The organism is Psychrobacter sp. JB193, from assembly GCF_002285555.1.
GTDB classification, from domain to species: domain Bacteria; phylum Pseudomonadota; class Gammaproteobacteria; order Pseudomonadales; family Moraxellaceae; genus Psychrobacter; species Psychrobacter alimentarius.
This window is the reverse complement of record NZ_NRGY01000001.1, coordinates 281157-300265: the sequence shown is the minus strand read 5'-3', so window position 1 is coordinate 300265 and position 19109 is coordinate 281157. Positions and strand designations below refer to the sequence as shown.

18 protein-coding genes are annotated in these 19109 nt (G+C 42.1%); 8 read left to right on the top strand and 10 right to left on the bottom strand.

Going from position 1 to position 19109, the window contains the following annotated elements:
• Positions 1 to 143: 143 nt before the first annotated feature.
• Positions 144 to 1928: a 2-isopropylmalate synthase gene (leuA, locus tag CIK80_RS01220; RefSeq protein WP_095568548.1), complete on the top strand. Its 1785-nt coding sequence runs from the start codon at positions 144 to 146 to the stop codon at positions 1926 to 1928.
• 248 nt (positions 1929 to 2176) lie between these two features.
• On the top strand, positions 2177 to 2800 hold the full coding sequence (locus CIK80_RS01215) for a hypothetical protein (protein ID WP_095568547.1): 624 nt from the start codon (positions 2177 to 2179) through the stop codon (positions 2798 to 2800).
• Positions 2801 to 2889: 89 nt separating this feature from the next.
• On the opposite strand, the gene accC is transcribed toward CIK80_RS01215, so the two are convergent.
• The 5 genes from accC to CIK80_RS01190 form a co-directional block, all read right to left on the bottom strand.
• Positions 2890 to 4251, bottom strand: a complete 1362-nt coding sequence (gene accC, locus CIK80_RS01210; protein WP_062844391.1) for an acetyl-CoA carboxylase biotin carboxylase subunit — start codon at positions 4249 to 4251, stop codon at positions 2890 to 2892.
• 157 nt (positions 4252 to 4408) lie between these two features.
• Complete coding sequence (gene accB, locus CIK80_RS01205; RefSeq protein ID WP_062844392.1) at positions 4409 to 4840, bottom strand: acetyl-CoA carboxylase biotin carboxyl carrier protein; 432 nt, start codon at positions 4838 to 4840, stop codon at positions 4409 to 4411.
• A gap of 247 nt (positions 4841 to 5087) precedes the next feature.
• Positions 5088 to 6455, bottom strand: a complete 1368-nt coding sequence (locus tag CIK80_RS01200; RefSeq protein WP_095568546.1) for an MATE family efflux transporter — start codon at positions 6453 to 6455, stop codon at positions 5088 to 5090.
• Between the two features lie 289 nt (positions 6456 to 6744).
• On the bottom strand, positions 6745 to 7785 hold the full coding sequence (locus tag CIK80_RS01195; RefSeq protein WP_095568545.1) for a hypothetical protein: 1041 nt from the start codon (positions 7783 to 7785) through the stop codon (positions 6745 to 6747).
• Positions 7786 to 7924: 139 nt separating this feature from the next.
• Positions 7925 to 8422 (bottom strand): EVE domain-containing protein, encoded by a 498-nt coding sequence (locus CIK80_RS01190; RefSeq protein ID WP_095568544.1) that lies wholly within the window; start codon positions 8420 to 8422, stop codon positions 7925 to 7927.
• A 321-nt stretch (positions 8423 to 8743) separates the two neighbouring features.
• On the opposite strand from CIK80_RS01190, the gene hemW reads away from it, so the two are divergent.
• Positions 8744 to 10066, top strand: coding sequence for a radical SAM family heme chaperone HemW (gene hemW / locus CIK80_RS01185; RefSeq protein ID WP_095569491.1), 1323 nt, complete (start codon positions 8744 to 8746; stop codon positions 10064 to 10066).
• Between the two features lie 126 nt (positions 10067 to 10192).
• Here the strand turns inward: hemW and CIK80_RS01180 are convergent, their stop codons facing one another.
• Entirely contained in the window at positions 10193 to 10333 is a 141-nt protein-coding gene (locus tag CIK80_RS01180; protein WP_062844396.1) for an entericidin A/B family lipoprotein, read from the bottom strand.
• A gap of 251 nt (positions 10334 to 10584) precedes the next feature.
• On the opposite strand from CIK80_RS01180, the gene CIK80_RS01175 reads away from it, so the two are divergent.
• Positions 10585 to 11145: a tRNA (cytidine(34)-2'-O)-methyltransferase gene (locus CIK80_RS01175; protein WP_062844397.1), complete on the top strand. Its 561-nt coding sequence runs from the start codon at positions 10585 to 10587 to the stop codon at positions 11143 to 11145.
• Positions 11146 to 11214: 69 nt separating this feature from the next.
• Here the strand turns inward: CIK80_RS01175 and CIK80_RS01170 are convergent, their stop codons facing one another.
• The 4 genes from CIK80_RS01170 to tusD form a co-directional block, all read right to left on the bottom strand.
• Entirely contained in the window at positions 11215 to 11559 is a 345-nt protein-coding gene (locus CIK80_RS01170) for a TusE/DsrC/DsvC family sulfur relay protein (protein ID WP_095568543.1), read from the bottom strand.
• On the bottom strand, positions 11556 to 11885 hold the full coding sequence (locus CIK80_RS01165; protein WP_095568542.1) for a hypothetical protein: 330 nt from the start codon (positions 11883 to 11885) through the stop codon (positions 11556 to 11558). Before CIK80_RS01165 ends, CIK80_RS01170 begins: the two co-directional genes overlap by 4 nt.
• A gap of 76 nt (positions 11886 to 11961) precedes the next feature.
• A complete protein-coding gene (locus CIK80_RS01160) occupies positions 11962 to 12285 on the bottom strand; it encodes a hypothetical protein (RefSeq protein ID WP_095568541.1) in 324 nt (107 codons plus the stop codon).
• 72 nt (positions 12286 to 12357) lie between these two features.
• Entirely contained in the window at positions 12358 to 12807 is a 450-nt protein-coding gene (tusD, locus tag CIK80_RS01155; RefSeq protein ID WP_062845886.1) for a sulfurtransferase complex subunit TusD, read from the bottom strand.
• 214 nt (positions 12808 to 13021) lie between these two features.
• Here tusD and glnE point away from each other — a divergent pair, with 214 nt between their 5' ends.
• The 4 genes from glnE (at position 13022) to CIK80_RS01135 (ending at position 19043) form a co-directional block, all read left to right on the top strand.
• Entirely contained in the window at positions 13022 to 15901 is a 2880-nt protein-coding gene (glnE, locus tag CIK80_RS01150) for a bifunctional [glutamate--ammonia ligase]-adenylyl-L-tyrosine phosphorylase/[glutamate--ammonia-ligase] adenylyltransferase (RefSeq protein WP_095568540.1), read from the top strand.
• Between the two features lie 287 nt (positions 15902 to 16188).
• Positions 16189 to 17118 (top strand): branched-chain amino acid transaminase, encoded by a 930-nt coding sequence (locus CIK80_RS01145; protein ID WP_095568539.1) that lies wholly within the window; start codon positions 16189 to 16191, stop codon positions 17116 to 17118.
• A 104-nt stretch (positions 17119 to 17222) separates the two neighbouring features.
• A complete protein-coding gene (locus CIK80_RS01140; protein WP_062844401.1) occupies positions 17223 to 18059 on the top strand; it encodes a hypothetical protein in 837 nt (278 codons plus the stop codon).
• A 117-nt stretch (positions 18060 to 18176) separates the two neighbouring features.
• On the top strand, positions 18177 to 19043 hold the full coding sequence (locus CIK80_RS01135; RefSeq protein ID WP_095568538.1) for a glycosyltransferase: 867 nt from the start codon (positions 18177 to 18179) through the stop codon (positions 19041 to 19043).
• The last annotated feature ends 66 nt before the right edge of the window (positions 19044 to 19109 follow it).

The following is a 19109-nucleotide window of genomic DNA, read 5'->3' as shown; positions in this document are numbered from 1 at the left end:
TGCATGAAAAAAAGCGGATTTCTGTAGCTTAAACTTTGCTATTATAATGACAGATACAGTGGTTATCTCGTATGATACATAATGCTTTAATAAAAAACTGTCCAATTAAATATCTAAAATCTCATATCATCTAAGGATTGATTATGTCTAACCAAGCCACCAGCACCGTTGCCAAAGCGACCACCAAGATGACACCAAAAAGTGCCGCTTTTGATTTCCGTAAATACCGTCCATTTGCTTTTGCACCATCGTTACCAGATCGCACTTGGCCAAGCAAGACGATCGAGAAATCACCAATATGGGCAAGTGTGGATCTGCGTGATGGCAATCAGGCACTGATTGATCCGATGACCATTGAACAAAAAATGCGTTTTTTTAATACGCTAGTAGAAGTTGGATTTAAAGAGATTGAAATTGGCTTTCCGTCAGCGGCACAGGTTGAATTTGACTTCGCTCGTAAACTTATCGAAGAAAATCATGTGCCAAACGATGTGACCTTGCAAGTTTTGGTTCAGGCTCGTGAGCATTTAATTGCTCGTACCTTCGAATCATTGAAAGGCGCAAAGCGTGCGGTGGTCCATGTTTATAACTCAACCAGCCGTGTACAACGTGAAAAAGTTTATGCTAAAAACAAAGATGAAATTAAAGAAATCGCTATCACTGGCGCCAAGCTATTAAAAGAATATGCAGCAAAATATCCTGAAACAGAGTGGGTTTTTCAATATTCACCAGAAAGCTTTAGCCAAACAGAAACTGAATATGCCGTAGAGGTCTGTGATGCTGTTTGTAAGATTTGGCAGCCGCAGCAAGGACAAGAGGTCATTCTTAACTTACCAGCGACGGTTGAAGCCTCAATGCCGAACGTTTTTGCTGATCAGGTTGAGTATTTCTGCCGCAATCTTGCCCATCGTGAGCATGTTATTGTCAGCTTGCACACACATAATGACCGTGGCTGTGCCGTGGCTGCTGCTGAACTTGGCGTCCTTGCGGGTGCTGATCGTATTGAAGGGACGCTATTAGGTAATGGTGAACGTACAGGTAATATGGATATCATGGTCATGGCCATGAACTTGTTTAGTCAGGGTATCGATCCTGAGCTTGATTTTAGTAATATGAGCGAAATTGTACAGGTGGTAAGTGAGTGTAATAACTTGCCTTTACATCCGCGTCATCCTTATGTGGGCGAATTGGTATTTACCGCCTTTAGTGGCTCACATCAAGATGCCATCAAAAAATCGCTTGATTACAATGAAAAGCATCAAGACGAGACCGATAATGTTTGGGATGTGGCTTACTTACCGATTGATCCGGCGCATATTGGTCGTAGTTATCAAGATGTGGTACGTATCAATAGCCAATCTGGTAAAGGCGGTGTCGCTTACATTTTGCAGCGTAATTATGGGTTCAACTTACCACGTTGGATGCAAATTGACTTTAGCGGTGTGGTACAAAAACAAGCTGAGGCCGTAGCGCGTGAGTTACAGAATGACGAGATTTTGCAGACTTTTGAAGACACATATCTACAGCAGGGCAAGTTTGAGCTATTAGATTATAGTGTTAATAATAAAGGTGGCGAAGTTTATTTTAACGGTCAAGTACAAATGAATGGTGATATCATCAACATCGATGGTACTGGTAATGGTCCACTATCATCTTTTATTGATGGTCTTGCACAGCATACAGGCAAATCACTCCACATCATTAATTACGCTGAGCATGCAATCAATCCGCAGCACAATAATGGTAACGGCATTGATGATGATACCAATCGGGACAATAAAACAAATGCAAACGCTGCAGCTTACATTCAATTAAATGTAGATGGTGACGTTTATTCAGGTATTGGCACTTGTAGCAGTACGGTATCGGCAATGCTTAAAGGCGCGTTATCTGCTTTTGCCCAAGCAGTAGGCACCGCTGCCGCCTAATAGTTATAGTTATATAACGGTATTGGCCCTTTGTATTAATGACACCATCGCTCCTTGCTATATGCAAGTACAGTGATGGTGTTTTTTTTACTATAAAAGCACTAGGGTTCTGATGTAGCACTTTATAATGATGCATTATTTTAGCGTGCGCTAAGTCATCATCAATAGCATAATGTTACTTGTATTTTTGGTGTCTAAGACTTACGCTAATGTATATAACGCATATTATTATAAATAAAAGGTTAATTATGGAACCTATATCATTTGCTTCATTTTCATTAGCAGCTTTGTTGGCGTCATTACCAGCGAATGGTGAAGTCATTAGTAAGCCAACGATTACTACTCATATCAGTCCTGCAATCGCTGGACAATGGGAGATAGATTTAGACAGCGAGATCACCATGACGAAAGAGGCTGAAGCCAGACAGGCTGCTGCCTTAGTCGATGGACAGAACGTTGACAGAGATGAGCCTAGAATAGTGGCAGGATCAGAAGGCGGTATTCTCACCCAAGATGAGCAACGGGCGCTTAATATTCAATCAAATCCTAACAAAGATTTGATCGCATCTACTAAAGTCTCCAATCAATGTCGCGAGCTATATAATTTTGCAGCAGATAATGAGGTATGGACTGTCAGTGGCAAAGAATTGACATACGGTCGCTATCTCATCACACATCGTGAAGAGGGACTACCTATTATCGCTATTAAAACTATCTATGATAATAACGAAGTAGATTGTTCTGGTAATAAAATTGATCAAACGGATGAAGCGTTAATTGCATTTGTGAATCATGATGGCAACAAAATGCAGTGGTGTGCCGATCCTGATGGTAATGAGTGCTTTATGAACTTCAATAGAATATTGCCTTAACCAGCTATAGGAATTATCCTTAATTCTTAAAATAAAAAACCGCTATTTTAAATAGCGGTTTTTTTATTTTGATAGATTACATTTTCAATCTAGGATTGTTTTTTTGCTTTGTTCGCTGTTAAAAGCTCTCTTTCAAGATAATGGATATTTTGTGCTTCATTGACAAAATTATCATCTGCTAAAATCACGTCACGATGTAGAGGGATGTTGGTTTTGATGCCTTCAATGACCAATTCATCAAGTGCATGCAATGTTTTAGATACCGCTTGCTGACGAGTTTGACCGTGGCAAATCAGTTTGCCAATCAACGAATCATAATAAGTCGGTATTTCGTAGCCAGGATATAGGTGTGAATCAAACCGAACGCCTGCGCCACTTGGGGCAAACAATTGACTTACTGTACCAGGGCAAGGAACAAAGGTTGCTGCATCTTCAGCATTGATACGGCATTCAATCGCATGTCCTTGAATCTCAATCTCGCTTTGACGATAAGACAATCCATAACCAGCAGCGATTTTAAGCTGTTCAACGACCACATCGATACCTGTAATCATTTCGGTGACAGGATGCTCAACCTGAACACGAGTGTTCATTTCGATGAAGAAAAACTCGTTGTTTTCAAATAAAAATTCGAAAGTACCTGCGCCGCGATATTTCACTAGCTCACATGCTTTTACGCAAGCTCTTAATATAGGCTCACGCACATCATCAGGGATGTCAGGAGCAGGGGCTTCTTCTAATACTTTTTGGTGACGACGTTGTAGCGAGCAATCGCGATCATACAAATGAATAGCATTGCCGTTGCCATCACCCAATACCTGTACTTCTACGTGGCGCGGGTTTTGTAGATAACGCTCCATATAAACAGTATCATCGCCAAACCACAATTCTGCTTCTTGTTTGGCAGCTTGTACTTGACCAACGATATCTTCGAAACGTTCAACCACACGCATACCACGACCACCGCCGCCAGAAGCGGCTTTAATCAACAATGGAAAACCAATATTGCGTGCTTGCTCTTCAGCATTATGTAACGTAACGGCACCCACAGAGCCAGGCACAGTCGGTACACCTGCTTTTTTCATCGCGTTAATGGCTGATACTTTGTTACCCATCAAACGAATATGATCAGCGTTAGGGCCAACGAAGGTCAGACCTGCCTCTTCAACTCGTTCAGCAAACTCAGCATTCTCGGATAAAAAGCCGTAGCCAGGGTGAATGGCATCAGCGCCAGTGATTTCGGCTGCGGTCAAAATGGTATTGATGTCAAGATAACTCTGACTGGCGTTAGGTTTGCCAATACAGATTGCTTCGTCAACAAAGCGCAAATGCATTAAGTTTGCATCAGCCGTGGAATAGACACCTACAGTTTCTATTCCAAGAGCTTTACAAGCTCGAACGATACGCAGGGCAATCTCACCTCTATTGGCGATGAGCAGTTTTTTTATCATGGGTTCATCCTTGTCGAAGCGGCATTCATTGATAGAGTCGCTAGCTTAGGCATATTCAAATTAAATGCACTTAGTATAAGACAATCTAAATTAGATCATCTTATAGAAGATAACGAAGCCTCTATCATCATGAGATAAAGTATGGCAAAAATAGTCGTTAGGCTTTGTAGCGTACGACAGGCTGACCAAACTGTACCACTTCTGAGTTATTCACTAAGATTTCGTCAATGACACCACTTTGGGTCGCTTCAAGAGGATTCATGATTTTCATCGCTTCAATAATTCCTAAGGTGTCACCAGCCTGTACCTTTTGTCCAACCTTTACAAATGGCGGATCATTAGGACTAGGGGCTGAATAATAAACACCTACCATTGGCGATGTCTCAACACTACCAGCTTTTACTGCTGCAGGCGCGGCTTCAGCAGCGATTGGTGCACCAGCAGCAGCGGGCGCAGCCATCATTGTTGGCGCAGGCGCATCATAGTGACGAGTCAAACTGATATGCTCATCATCTGAGCTAACTTCTAAATTAACCAGTTCACTTTCTTCCATAAGGGCGATCAGGGTGCGTATTTTTTCAATATCCATAGTTTTAATTTTGCCTTGTACCAAAGTCGAGAAATAGTGTAACTAAATATTGTGTAGATAATTGCTAATGATACCTATATTCCGGTCAATGAGCAATCGATGTACAGTTGTTAACTGAGTTTTTTTACATATTATGACGTAAGCTATCGTACGCGTAAGAAAATATTAACGATTTATCATAGTCTATGTGACCTCATAGCGCCAGTAAATATCATTAGAAGTATTGTTTGGATGAATCGAAACACGATTAACCCCACAAAGCTCTTAAACGTCTTTGTTGATAACGTAGTCGTAATGTGAGTAAGATAGACGACAAAACCAAACCATTAATCAATGCCATCCAAAATCCCTGTGCACCAACATCAGTGAAGCGCACCAAATAAATACCTAGTGGTAGAGCCACTAACCAATAACAAAATAGCGTGACCAACATGGGTACGGCAGTATCTTGCATACCGCGCAATATCCCTGCGATGTTTACTTGCCAGCCATCAAAGAGCTGATAAGCGAGCGCAAAAATAAGCAGATGCATAGATTGAGCCATCACGGCTGGATTGTCAGTGAAGGCCGCTGCCAATTGTGGTCTAAATAGCCATATTCCAAGCATACAAATAATGGCAATCAATACTGTCCATATGAGACCAGTGGCTTGCACTTGACGTAGCGCCATCATGTTTTTTTCGCCAAAGCGATTAGATACCATGATGGTTAATGCCATCGCGACTGATATAGGTATCATGAACAATTGTGAGGTGACAGACAATGCGACTTGATGCGACGCAGTTGCCAGCTCGCCCAATGGACTGATGACGAGTGCGCCCAAGCTAAATAAACTGGCTTCAAAAAAGATGGACACACCAATAGGAATACCAAGCTTAAGAAGTTTTTTGATCTGTGCACGATTAGGACTGGCAAACGCATAAAAAAAGCGAGTACTGGCAAACTGTTTACGCTTAGTAAAACTGGTATAAGTAGCGAGTAGTAACACGTTTATCCATAAAACTAAGGCAGTTGCAACCCCGCAACCGGCGCCGCCAAGCTCAGGCATCCCAAATAAACCATGAATAAAAATATAGTTCAGAGGAATATCGGCAAGTAAGCCGATGATACTAATGACAGTCACGGGCTCAGGTCGACCAAGTGCTTCGCAATAGCTGCGCAGTACCGCATAGACAGCCAAAGCAGGGAAACCAAAGGAGACACCATGCAAATATTGCGTGGCAATTGGCTGAATGTTCTCAGGTACACCCATGATTCCGAGTACATTTGGCGCTAAATTGACAACGATGAAACCAATAATACCAAGGACACCAGCAGTCCATAAAGATTGCTGTGTGATATGTGGTACTTGACTGTGCTGATCTTTACCTATCGCTTCACCAATCAGCGGTGTGGTTGCGATTAAAATACCAGAAGCCAATAAAAATAGAGGAAGCCAGATACCAGATCCAACAGCCACGGCCGCTAAATCAAGTGCAGAGACTTGACCCGCCATAATGGCATCTACGACACCGAGCGCTGCTTGGCAAAATTGAGTAATCAAAATAGGAAGCGCAAGCACGCCTAAGCGGAAGCTGTAGCTTTTAAAGTCTTTAAAAGATAATGGGAAAACCATAGTGAGCAACTTTTTATTCTTTGTGGTCGTCATTGCTGATGAACAAATATGGTCATCAGCAAATCAATAGCGGACAGTAAGATAGAAGTTGTGCCAATGATGATAATTTGATAAACAGTAGAAGCAAGCCTATAAGGGCAAAGTCTGAAAATAAAATGAAAGGCACAAAAATAAAAATAACCCGTCAATTCAAAAAGTGAATAGACAGGTTATAAGTAAAGAAGATGGTAAAGAAGCTAGGCTATGATGTCAACGTTAAAGAAGCGTTTGTTATCACTAAAATATTAGCTCATAAAGATTCTGGTAAATCTTGTACCACTGCTTGATATCCGATTAGTGTATTATTCGCGTCAAATGCTTGTACGACAATCGCGTAGTTAATTGATTTGTCAGAAATAACAGGCGCAAACTGGGTTTCAAGATTACTCAATACCAGATTCTGTACATAGCCATTAGCACCCGATTCTGCTTTATTGACGTCGATTTGACTGATTAATACGTGCTGAGTATTAGCAGGGTTTTTCCAAGTAACATTTTTCTGATTTCCATTACCGACAATATCAAGGTTCATTTGACCAAGTTCATAGTCCAGAGGGTAGGTTCTAAAATTGGAACGAGCACTAATGGTATAAGTCACATTACAATTGTTTTCGCCACTCGATAGCGTTTTGCCGCCTAATCCGTCTTGATATTCAAAACTGCCTTTCCACGGTGAGCCTGCTTCTTTTTCTTCAAAACTACCAGCAAAGGTAGTTAGCAAGTTTGGTGTTTCTATCCCTAACTCATTAACATACTTAACATCCAAAAACTCTAAAGTATCGAGACTGCCTGTCACTTTACCAGCGATATAATTATCGACTTTTAGGGCTGAATTTACACCCAAGCTATTATTTTCTTGGCAAGCTTGTTGCTGATAGCTAATGCTACCGTCAACACTGCCAACCCCATCTTTACTGATGTCAAAGTATACGGCGCCAATATCAGTATCGTTGCTGTCACCATCATTGAGTTCAACGAAGTGTCCAACATACAGACCACCACGTCCACCTTCTGGTGTCAGCTTGTCTAAGAAATTATCCAGTGACTCTTCTGGCAAGAATACTGACTTTAAAATCTCAGCCATAGATTTTTCGTCATCGCTGAGTTTGTCTTCAACTTCTTTATATTTTTCTTTTACTTTGTCTTCCACACGATCATATTCGTCTTTTACCTGATCTTCTATGCGGTCGTACTCTTCTTTGGCCTTGTCGCCATCGCTACCACAAGCACTGAGCGTCAAGCTGAGCATACTGAGGGTTAAGGCAGACAATAGCAGTTTGGGTGCGCTCATAACTAAATCCTAGCGTTGTTATATAACAGTTATAAAAAGTGTAAGCAGATAAAAAGTCTGTGCTCGCCAATATAGCAAATTTATACAGCACGCACGTGGATAAGTGTTAACTTACAACATAAAATTTTATATATTACCCTTACAGATAGACGTTGGCCTCGTCTGGCAGTAGGCCAAGAGTATCTGCCATAGACACAATGGCGTGCCAATGTTTTGGCTCAAGTGGAATAATAGTAAGCTGCTCGCAACCTTTTTTAAGGAGTAAAGAGTCTTCAAGTGCTGGCAAAAACTTCAGCTCTGATAAAGGTAAAACATCTATGAAAGCCAGCTCAAAACTCACTTCTACCATATACCAACGCGGCGCGTCTTCAGTCGTCAGTGGATCGTAATGGCGATGTTCAGGATGAAACTGGCTGGGATCAGGAAATCCTGCTTTGCTAATAGTCATGATGCCAGCTGCGCCTGACGGTCTGGCGCTAGAATGATAAAAGACAACTTTGTCGCCAACACGCATGTCATCACGCATAAAATTGCGAGCACGGTAGTTACGAACGCCATCCCAGTCGTCTGTCTCTAATCGCTCTAAATCTTCAATACCAAAAAATTTCGGGTTGGATTTCATCAGCCAATAAGCCATGTGTTGTATCCTTATAGTATGGTCAGTTATTTGTCGTAAACGTCTGATTAATGCGTTTTTAACATGTTGCCTGTAAGCCAATCGTTTTAACATCGGTTTTTATGAGTGGTTTTGTTGAGAAATTTATTATCGCAGCGCTTTTCTTTACATCATCTAGCCGTTATCCTAGCGCTACTTTCTGCTGATAACATCAGCCACCTATTTGTATAGACCGTTTTGCAGACAGCTTTTTCACAGATACCTTTATTAAAGAACCCTTCGTTTATGTCAAATACTCAATCTGCTCATTTCTTAAGTAGCAATAGACCTTTTAATGATTCTATGGTGAGTGTATGGGACGTGAAAGCCATTCCGCTAGCACTTTATATTCACATCCCGTGGTGCGTCAAAAAGTGCCCTTATTGTGACTTTAATTCACACGAGCTACCAGAAGATTCTCAGCTGTCTATGTATGATGAATACGTAGACGCGCTGTTGCTGGATGCTCGATTACAACAGTCACTGACGCAAGAGCGTGAAATCAGCTCAATATTTATAGGCGGGGGCACCCCTTCATTGCTGCCAATTGCACAGTACCAGCGTTTGTTTTCTGGCTTACGTCGTATTTTTAGCTTTGCTGAAGACATCGAGGTGACGATGGAAGCCAATCCAGGTACGCTTGAGCATGCCCCTTTTGCTGAGTATTTGAAAGTGGGTATCAATCGGTTGTCTATTGGGGTACAGAGCTTTGCTGCTGATAAATTGAAAACGCTTGGTCGTATCCATGACCCTGCTCAGGCACTATCAGCAATTCGTGCTGCTCGTACCGCGGGTTTTGAGCGAGTCAATGTGGATTTGATGCATGGATTACCGCAGCAAATGATGGATGAGGCATTGACTGATATTGAAATGGCGCATGAAGCAGGCGCTACCCATATTTCTTGGTATCAATTAACCATTGAGCCCAACACAGTGTTCTATCGCAGTCAGCCTATTTTGCCAGATGAAGACAATTTGGCCGATATTGAGCAAGCTGGTCAAGCGCTTTTAGAGGACTTGGGCTATAGCAATTATGAAGTCTCAGCTTGGGTGGGCTCCTCAGACAAGCCATGTCGTCACAATATTAACTATTGGCAGTTTGGTGACTATTTGGCGATTGGCGCTGGCGCGCATGGTAAGGTAACGGTTGGTAATATAGGCTTAAACTTAACTGAGAGTAGGCTACGTCCTGTAGAAACAGACAGTAGATTAGAAAATAACTTGCTAGAAGCGTCTGGTATTTACCGTTTTAGTAAGTCGCGCTTGCCTAAAGATTATATGGTTAAAAATGACGAGTTTGACAGTCATGATACCGCTAACGTTGAGGCTAAAGATTTACCAGTAACTGAGTATTCGTCCATTCAACAACTTGCCCCAAAAATGGTTGGTTGGCAGAAAATTGCCAGTGACGAGCTAGTCAGTGAGTTCATGCTGAATGTACTACGTTTGCATGGCGGGGTAGAGTGGTCGTTGTTTGAAGCTAGAACGGGTCTTAGTTACGATGACATTGATGTGCAAGTGAAAAAACTGATAGCGCAGGGATTATTGATAGACAGTACTGAGCAGCTACAGCCGACCGCATTAGGGCAGCGTTACTTAAATCAAATATTACGAGAGTTTTTATGACAGTGAATATTGATCGCCATATTATCAAGCAGCAGTTTACAGCTGAAACATCTTAAAAAACTTACAATAAAAAAAGGGCTTATCAAATTAATGATAAGCCCTCTAGAACATCTAAGTAGTTAACACTTAGATTTTGTTTTGTACTTCTTGTGCACTACCAGATACAGCACTGCCAGCACTTGATACGTCTTGGCCTAAACCTTTAAAAGTGTTACAACCAGTTAGAACAAACATAGCAGCTAAAGATGCGATAATTACTTTTTTCATAATAGTATCCTCAAAAATGGGTTTTTATAAATAATCACAGTGACCTAAGCAGGTGCTTAAACTTCACTGAGGGGGTAATGAATAAAATGATAATGTATAAATATTATCTCGCTATCCGTTACCGACATAATAGTGAAAGTTAAAAACGCTGCACAGTATCAAAATGTAATTATCGCTAGTAAACTGTAACTTTTCATTACACACCATATATAAGGCAAACAACAGTTTGCTTTGATTACTTGAGGAGTATTATGACCATCCATATCGTGCTGGTAGCCCCTAAGATGCCTAGCAATACAGGCAATATTATCCGCTTGTGTGCGAATACAGGCGCGCAGCTACATTTGGTGAGACCTTTGGGGTTCGAGCTTGATGATAAAAAACTACGCCGTGCCGGTCTGGACTATCATGAGTATGCGCATTTGCAAGTACACGATGATTGGATAATGGCAAGACAGGCATTGCAAGCTGCAGACTGTCGAACGATTACCGCGCTGACCACCAAGCTTAGTAAGCCTTTTTATGACTATGATTTTAGCGGACAGCGAGGCACTGAAGAGGTAGAAAACCACTCAATGCCTAATATCGCTCTGGTGTTTGGGTCTGAAACCGCAGGATTGGCTGACGATATTCGTGAAGACATCGGCGCAGACAATTGGCTGAGATTACCGATGCTTGCTGATTCACGCAGTTTGAATTTGTCTAATAGCGTGGCAATATGCTTGTATGAAATATGGCGTCAGCAAGGCTTCTCTGGTGACGAGGGGCGCAGTATTGGCTATGAGACATTGACTGTCTATGATCCAAAATAACGCTCTGTTGATTGGCTAATCAAATATCATGTCCTATATCTATAGACACGTATAAAAATGACCAGAGCTTTATAAACAGTTGGGCGGCTTGGGTAGACCAGCTAAGCGATTGACATGGCGAGCAACCAACCCTGTATTGAATAACTGCTGAAGCTTTTGGTTGCTAATGTCATGGGTTGGCAGCGTTTTCTGTAGCCATTTAATGAGCGGGCGTGTGGCGGGTGCGTGATTGAACTTATCAAAAAACGCTCGTACCTGTTGTAAGATTTGCAAATGCTCAGTCTCTAACACCACATCTAAGGTATTAGCGAGTTGCTGCGCAATAGCAGGTGTCCAAATATTATGGTCACATAAATGACCGTCCTGATCCAATGCCACGGTACTCAAATCGTGGGTCATATTTTCGTTATTCATAAGGTAATCGTCACCACTTTCTCGAATTGACTGTCTTGGGTTAAATTAACCCATTCCAAATCTGTTAATAAACCATTTAGTTTGGCATCTAGATTGAGCTTAGCGCTGGTATTGGTGGTTAGCTGAGCCACATCATCTGCTAGTGCATAGATGCCAGCAATACCCTGTATTTCGCTCTCTTCTAAATGGGCATTAAACCAATCGATAAAAGCGATGGTTGAGCCGAGCAGTATCACACTGTCACCTGCACGCCATGTACGTGCCATCTCTTCGGTAGCGTGACTAAGCGTATCCATTGTACTGTGTAACTGATATAAGGTTGCCATAGGTATGTCCAGCTGTTGTTATTTTAATATTAGGCGTTGGGTCAAATAGTGATCTATTTGGTGATATTACTTGTCATCAAAATCGCAATATCTGCTCAAAATCTTGAGTGTTCACCACTTCTGGTATCAATGTTAATTGAGAGGCCAAATCTGCTGGTAGCATGCCCGTCACCCAACCACTAAAGACATCATCAGGGAGCCATGCGGCTGGCATATCATATAGATCAAGCGACTGAATCATGCCATGCAAACGTGATTCAGGCTGCATCAATAGGCCAAAGACGGGCGCATCCAAATAAAGCTGCACCTCATGGCCAAAAGTTGCTAGGGTTAGCGCAAGCGCACAGCCTTCATAACTGGCCATCTCAGTCGCCGTATGTAGCTGAATTAATAATTTCATGATTACTTCCTAATCTGTGTAGTCACTGACTGGCCTTTATCTAAGGCTGCTTTTTGCTAAAGCTGCACTTTATCAAAACTGCATCAGCGTATTGTTCTCTTGCATCATCATGGCGAGCTCGCTAAGTCCAACTAAGGCAAAACCTGCGGCAAGGTTGTCGCTATCAAGCTGATGACGTGCGCTGTTATCAGCATCAGTGATACCGCGACTGAGGGCAGTACTGACACAAACGGGTAGCGATAATTCATATTGCTCAGCGAGATTTTGCCACTCTTTGGTCAAATTGATTTGGTCAGCAGACTGCCAACGTAAACGATTTGCAATATGAGCAGCATCTCCATAAAAAAAGATATTTAACGACGCTTTTTTTATTTTGGAGTGGTCGCTGTCATTGTGCTGCTCGTCTGCAGCAACTGCATTTTTAGCGTTTTGAAGATAGGCACGTGCATAACGCAGCGCTAGCTTGGCAAGCGGGTGGCTTGGGTCGGCAGTAATGAGGAGTAAGGGCGTAGTGGTGGTCATAGAATTTTTATCAATCATCTGTGCTAAAGTTGTTTATGCTACCATAAAGCCACTCAAAGCAACTAGGCGCACTGCCATGAAATGTGGTTTTATATCCCACAGTTATTATTAAGTGCTGTTATTGGATACAGTGACTGCTTCGTAAGAAAAAACAATAAACTTATGCGCGAGCTTCACGTAGTCTTATCACTCTATGCAAGGAGTTTATGTCCCTATGTTACCTGCTATGCCTTCACCTATGAACAATACGACAGATTGTCAGCCGACAGCGGCGCAGCTACAAACATTGCAAACGGCAAGTAGCTTTGCTTATCAGATTTGGGAGAGCCGGACGGTCTCGTGTCAAACGTTTTTACGTAGCTATCCTCTAGACCAGACTTTAACGCGCCAGCAAATTGATGATCTGATTCAAGACTATACGTTGGATGAGAACTATCAATTGGTTGATGAAGCAAAGGTAATGAGCGGCTTACGACACTTGCGTACATTGCTGATGATGCGCTGGATTTGGCAAGATGCCTTACAAGTGATTGCGCTTGAGCAATTGACCGATGAGCTGTCTGAATTTGCTGATGGTTGTATCTCGTTTGCTAAGGACTATACGTATCGTCATTTGGTTAAACAGTACGGTGAGCCAACCTTTATTAACGCTCAAGGTAATGTGCAAATTGATGACATGGCAATCATGGCGATGGGTAAGCTTGGTGCTCATGAACTTAATTTATCGAGTGATATTGATCTCATCTTTGTTCATCAGGCTCGCGGAGAAACCAACGGCAACAAGGCAAATGGCACACGAAGTATAGACAACAAGCGTTTTATGACGCGACTCGGTCAAGGCATTATCAAACTATTAGACAATAAAACGGCTGATGGTTTTGCTTTTCGAGTCGACATGCGTTTGCGTCCATGGGGTGATGGTAGTGATTTGGCCATCCATTTATCGGCGCTACAAAAATACTTCTCTTTGCATGGACGTGCGTGGGAGCGTTTTGCGTGGTTAAAAGCCCGAGTAGTAGGCCACATAGACCAGCCATTCTATGATGAATTACAAGCGCTCATCAAACCATTCGTTTTTCGCTACTATGTGGATTATAGTGCGTTCTCAGCGCTTCGAGAGATGAAGTCACTCATTCAGAACCAAGTGGCTCAGCGTGAGGACTTGGATAATATCAAACTTGGTGCAGGCGGTATCAGAGATATTGAGTTTATTGTACAGGCCTTTCAGCTAATTTATGGAGGTAGGCATCCGCAGTTACAGATCAAGTCTTGCTTAGAAGCGATGCAAGTATTGTGTGAACTTAGATATTTAGAAACGTCAACTTATGAACAGTTGCAAGCGGCTTATCGGTTTTTGCGCCGGCTTGAGCATGGTATTCAGGCCATCAATGATCAGCAAACTCAGCGTTTACCACATGATCCAAAATGGCAGCACAACCTTGCTATCACACTTGGGTTTGATAACTGGGAAGCGCTACTAAGCACTCTCAATCAGCATCGAAACAATGTCAATGTGCCATTTGAACGCATGGTGACTGAACGCCAAGTCCCCACTCAAGAAGAGACAGATATTGGACCGGAGCGTCTGGACAAACAGATTGCGCGTTTATATCAAGTACTGACAGAAGACAATGGCAAGTTGCTACAAGACTTTTGGCAGTCAAAAATGGTTGCCAACTTAAGCGAGGAAGCCCGCGAGCGCTTGGATGATGCATATCCTGTCATCGTACATGCGCTACTTGCGCACCAAGAGCAGCAGCAACTGGCGAATACTGCTTTACCTCGCCTTATCGCCTTGCTTGAAGCGATCTGTCGCCGTTCTATATATTTGGTCATGATCGCAGAAAACCCGAACGCAACGGTTGAGTTGATTCCGATGTTATCAGCCAGTCCATGGATTGCAAAAGAGCTGGCACAGTATCCAGTACTTTTAGATAGCTTCTTACAGCAGCGTTATCGTCACTTGCCTGACAAACTTGAATTGCGTGATATTTTGCGTCAACAATTATTGCGGGTTGAACCTAATGATGAAGAAGAATTACTCAGTGTCCTAAGACTGTTCAAAAAGAACCAAGTATTGGCTGTGGCGGCCAGCGATGTGTTGGCTGAGCGTCCAATCATGAAAGTATCGGACTCCCTGACTTATATTGCAGAAGTAGTGTTAGAGGCTGCACTTGAGCGGGCCTTTGCGGAGCTTGTGAAGCGTTATGGTTATCCTATTGGTCAAGATGGTGATCCAGTTACAGAGGCAGATTGCGGCTTTGCCATCGTCGGCTATGGCAAACTTGGCGGGCTAGAGTTGTCCTATGCTTCAGACTTGGATTTGGTGTTCTTGCATAAAATAAAAGAGCAGGGTATGACTACTGGTGAGAAATCGGTGAGTGGCATGAAATTCGCTGCACGTCTGGTACAAAAATTGATGAATTATCTCAATACTCAAACGCGAGATGGCCGCGCTTATGAGATTGATATGCGTTTACGTCCTTCAGGCAACGCAGGTATGATGGTAGTATCCTGCCATGCTTTTGAAACCTATCAGTTTGAAAAAGCATGGTCGTGGGAGCATCAAGCTTTGGTTCGTGCACGCGCCATTTGTGGTGATAGGCGAGTAACAGCACAGTTCTGTGATATTCGTCGAGATGTGTTGGCATTACCACGGACAATAGAACAAGTACGTTCTGAAGTCACCAGTATGCGTATAAAAATGCAAAAACATTTGGGTACGAGCCAATGGCAACAACAAGCGGGCAAGTTCCATCTTAAACAAGATGCGGGTGGCATAGTCGATATTGAGTTCTTAGCACAATTCGCTGTGCTGGCTTATTCGCACGAGTATCCAAGTTTGACTAAGTGGAGTGATAATGTCCGTATTTTCGAGGAAGTGGGGTCGTTAGGTATTTGGGAGCAGCGTGTTTGTCAGGATCTGACGGATGCCTATCTCAGAATTCGTGCGGCCACTCATCAGTTAGCGTTGTCAGAGCAGTCGTTATTGGTTGATGAATCATTATGGAAAGAGACGCGCGCACTTTTGCAAGCGCAATGGCAGCATTTGATGGGTGTCAATTTGACAGACACAACCTTACCAACATCTTGAGGGAGTCTATAACCATAAAGCTAATAACTATAAAACCAATGACCGTAAAATCAGTAACGATAAATAATATGAAAATAGTATGTAAACCAAAAGATTTCATTTGCTCGTACTGCCAATGATATAATCGGCTTCACATCATAATTTCACCATCAGTATCGATTCATAATGAAATTGTATTTTTAACCATAAAATGTGATACGGCGGTGTTATCATATGATGTTGACACATACTGTTGAATAAAACCTATCTAAAAAGTTAGACGTTAGCGCTAGCATAAGGACTATAAAATGAATATGGCAACACAAGACGGTAAGCTTTGGATGAATGGCACGATGCTCGAACAGCCAGATGCTAAAGTTCATGTACTGACGCACAGCTTGCATTATGGCATGGCTGTGTTTGAAGGGGTACGCGCTTACCAAACAGCCGATAACCGCACTGCTATTTTTCGCCTAAAAGATCATACTGAGCGCTTATTAGGCTCAGCGAAAATATTCCAAATGGATGTGCCTTTTGACGCGGCAACACTTGAGCAAGCACAAAAAGATGTGGTCAAACAAAACAACTTAGCAGAAGCGTACATCCGTCCTTTGATTTGGGTAGGCGCAGAAAAGCTAGGTATCTCATCTCGTGAAAACAGTATCAATGCGATGGTTGCTGCTTGGCATTGGGGTGCTTATTTAGGAGATGAGGGTATCAAAAATGGTATCCGCGTAAAAACCTCTTCTTACACTCACCATATGCCTAACGTCACCATGTGCAAAGCAAAAGCATCTAGCAACTATCCTGTGTCTATCTTGGCAAACCAAGAAGTCACTCGTAATGGTTATGACGAAGCGATCTTAATGGATCCACAAGGTTTTGTGTGCCAAGGCGCTGGCGAAAACTTATTCTTAGTTAAAGACGGTGTCCTACATACCCCAGACCTATCTGGTGGTGCATTAGACGGCATTACTCGTCGTACTATTCTTCAGTTCGCAGCGGATTTAGACATCAAAGTTGTTGAGCGCCGTATCACTCGTGATGAGTTTTATTTAGCGGACGAAATCTTTATGACAGGTACCGCTGCTGAAGTGACGCCTATTCGTGAATATGATGATCGTACTATCGGTAATGGTGGTCGTGGCGAGTTGACCGAAAAACTACAAACGTTATATTTCGATGTTGTGCATGGTCGCAATGAAAAATATATGGATTGGTTAAGCTTCATCGACTAAAAGCCATATTATTTAAACCGATCAAAAAAGCTGAGCATAATCGTTCAGCTTTTTTATGCTAATATATTTGTCATATTTATCCATAAGATTAAAGTGAGCAGTCAATGCCAATAGATTCTAGTACAGCAGATAATAATAATATCAAACAAATTATTTGTATTAAATGGGGTACAAAGTACGGCGCTGATTATGCCAATAAATTATATGGCATGGTCTCTCGTAACATCACACCACCGTTTCGTTTTGTCTGTTTTACAGATGATACGACTGATGTGCGTCCAGAAATCGAATGTCAAGAATTGCCACCACTAGATGTCACTATGCCGACCAATACCCTTGGTAAGTGGCCGAAATCTCGCTTGTGGGGTGAGAAGCTGGGTGATTTGACAGGCACAGTGCTGTTTGTAGATTTGGATGTGATTATAGTAGATAGTCTCGATCCTTTCTTTGAATATGGCGAGCCAGATGACGTTATTTTGTCTTATAACCCAAGTAATCCATTAGAACGTTTGGGTCAGACGTCTTGCTTTAGATTTAAAATAGGGTCACTTGTCTCATTACAAGAAAAGTTCAAAGCCGATCCGCAAGGTGTCGCTGATGAATATCGTTTTGAGCAGCGCTTTGTTACCCGCAACGCGCCAGGTGGCGTCAAGCTGTTTCCAAAGGCGTGGGTTGCTCATTTTAGACGCAAATGTCGTCAGCCATTCCCGCTTAACTATATTAAGGAACCAAAAATTCCTAAAGGCGCACGCATCGTCATTTTCCCTGGTGATTTGTATCCGACGCATGCTATTGAAGGCAGATATAACAAAAACGCTGCCAACAATGCCAAAGATCATTTGAAAAGACTCACTGAGCCTAAAAACTTAAAAAGACCGCTCCGTCATCTGCGTCACTTTATTTTGCCAGTTGGGTGGATAGAAAAATATTGGAAAGAATAAGCTCAATGTGATTTTAACGAATTTCATGTTAAAAAATCAGTACTTAAGCCTTATCACATTTAAGTATCATCACATAGGTATAAGGCTTAGAGTATTTATCAGTCAACGGATGTAATTATGAAACCAAATGATACTATTAGAGTTTTTGTCGGTTGCGACCCAAATAACTGTGATTTAGAGCAGATGATGGTGTTGGATTATAGTATCCATAAACATACTAGCGTCCCTGTTGAAATAGTATGGATGCAGCTATCGCGTGATCCTAAAAGCTATTGGTATTCTAATCCTGAAACTGGCGAGGGCTGGGACACAACCAAATGGTCAACGCCATTTTCAGGGTTCAGGTGGGCTATTCCAGAATACTGTGGTTACTCTGGGCGTGCTATTTATATGGATGCGGATGTGGTGGTTTTGGATGACTTAGCAAATTTATGGCGTCATCCCATCAATGGAAAATCTGTAGTAGCGGCCAAAACAAATGCGGATATGACTCGCTTATGTACCTGCGTTTGGGATTGTAACAAGGCAAAGGATGTTGTTCCGCCGGTTCAACAACTCAGAAAAGATCCTGATAGCCATAAACATATGATGAAGCTGCTTAAGAAGAATAGAAAGCTCATCGAGCCTTACCTTAATACCTATAATTGCGTAGATGGTGAAGGTTTACCAATAGAAGATATCAAGATATTACATTACTCAGATATGGGCACGCAGTTCAGCCACAAATACGCAATAGATAGAGTAAAAGCAGAAGGATTTGAGCATTGGTTTGATGGTAATATTATGCCGCACCCAAGACAAGATTTGTCTGAGGTTTTTGATGAATATTATAACGAAGCACTTGCTGCAGGATATCAGTTAGACAGTTATAGAGTTGAACCTTTTGGACGTTTTCCGAAAAAATCTCAGCAAGGTTATGTGGGTAATAAAGTTACTCGTCCTCCCGCCTCTAAATCGTTATTTGCGAAATTGTTTAATCGCTAATTTTTTTCGTAAAATCATCGTATATTCTGTTTTCAAATGGGTGAAGAATCAATCCATAGGTTGTCA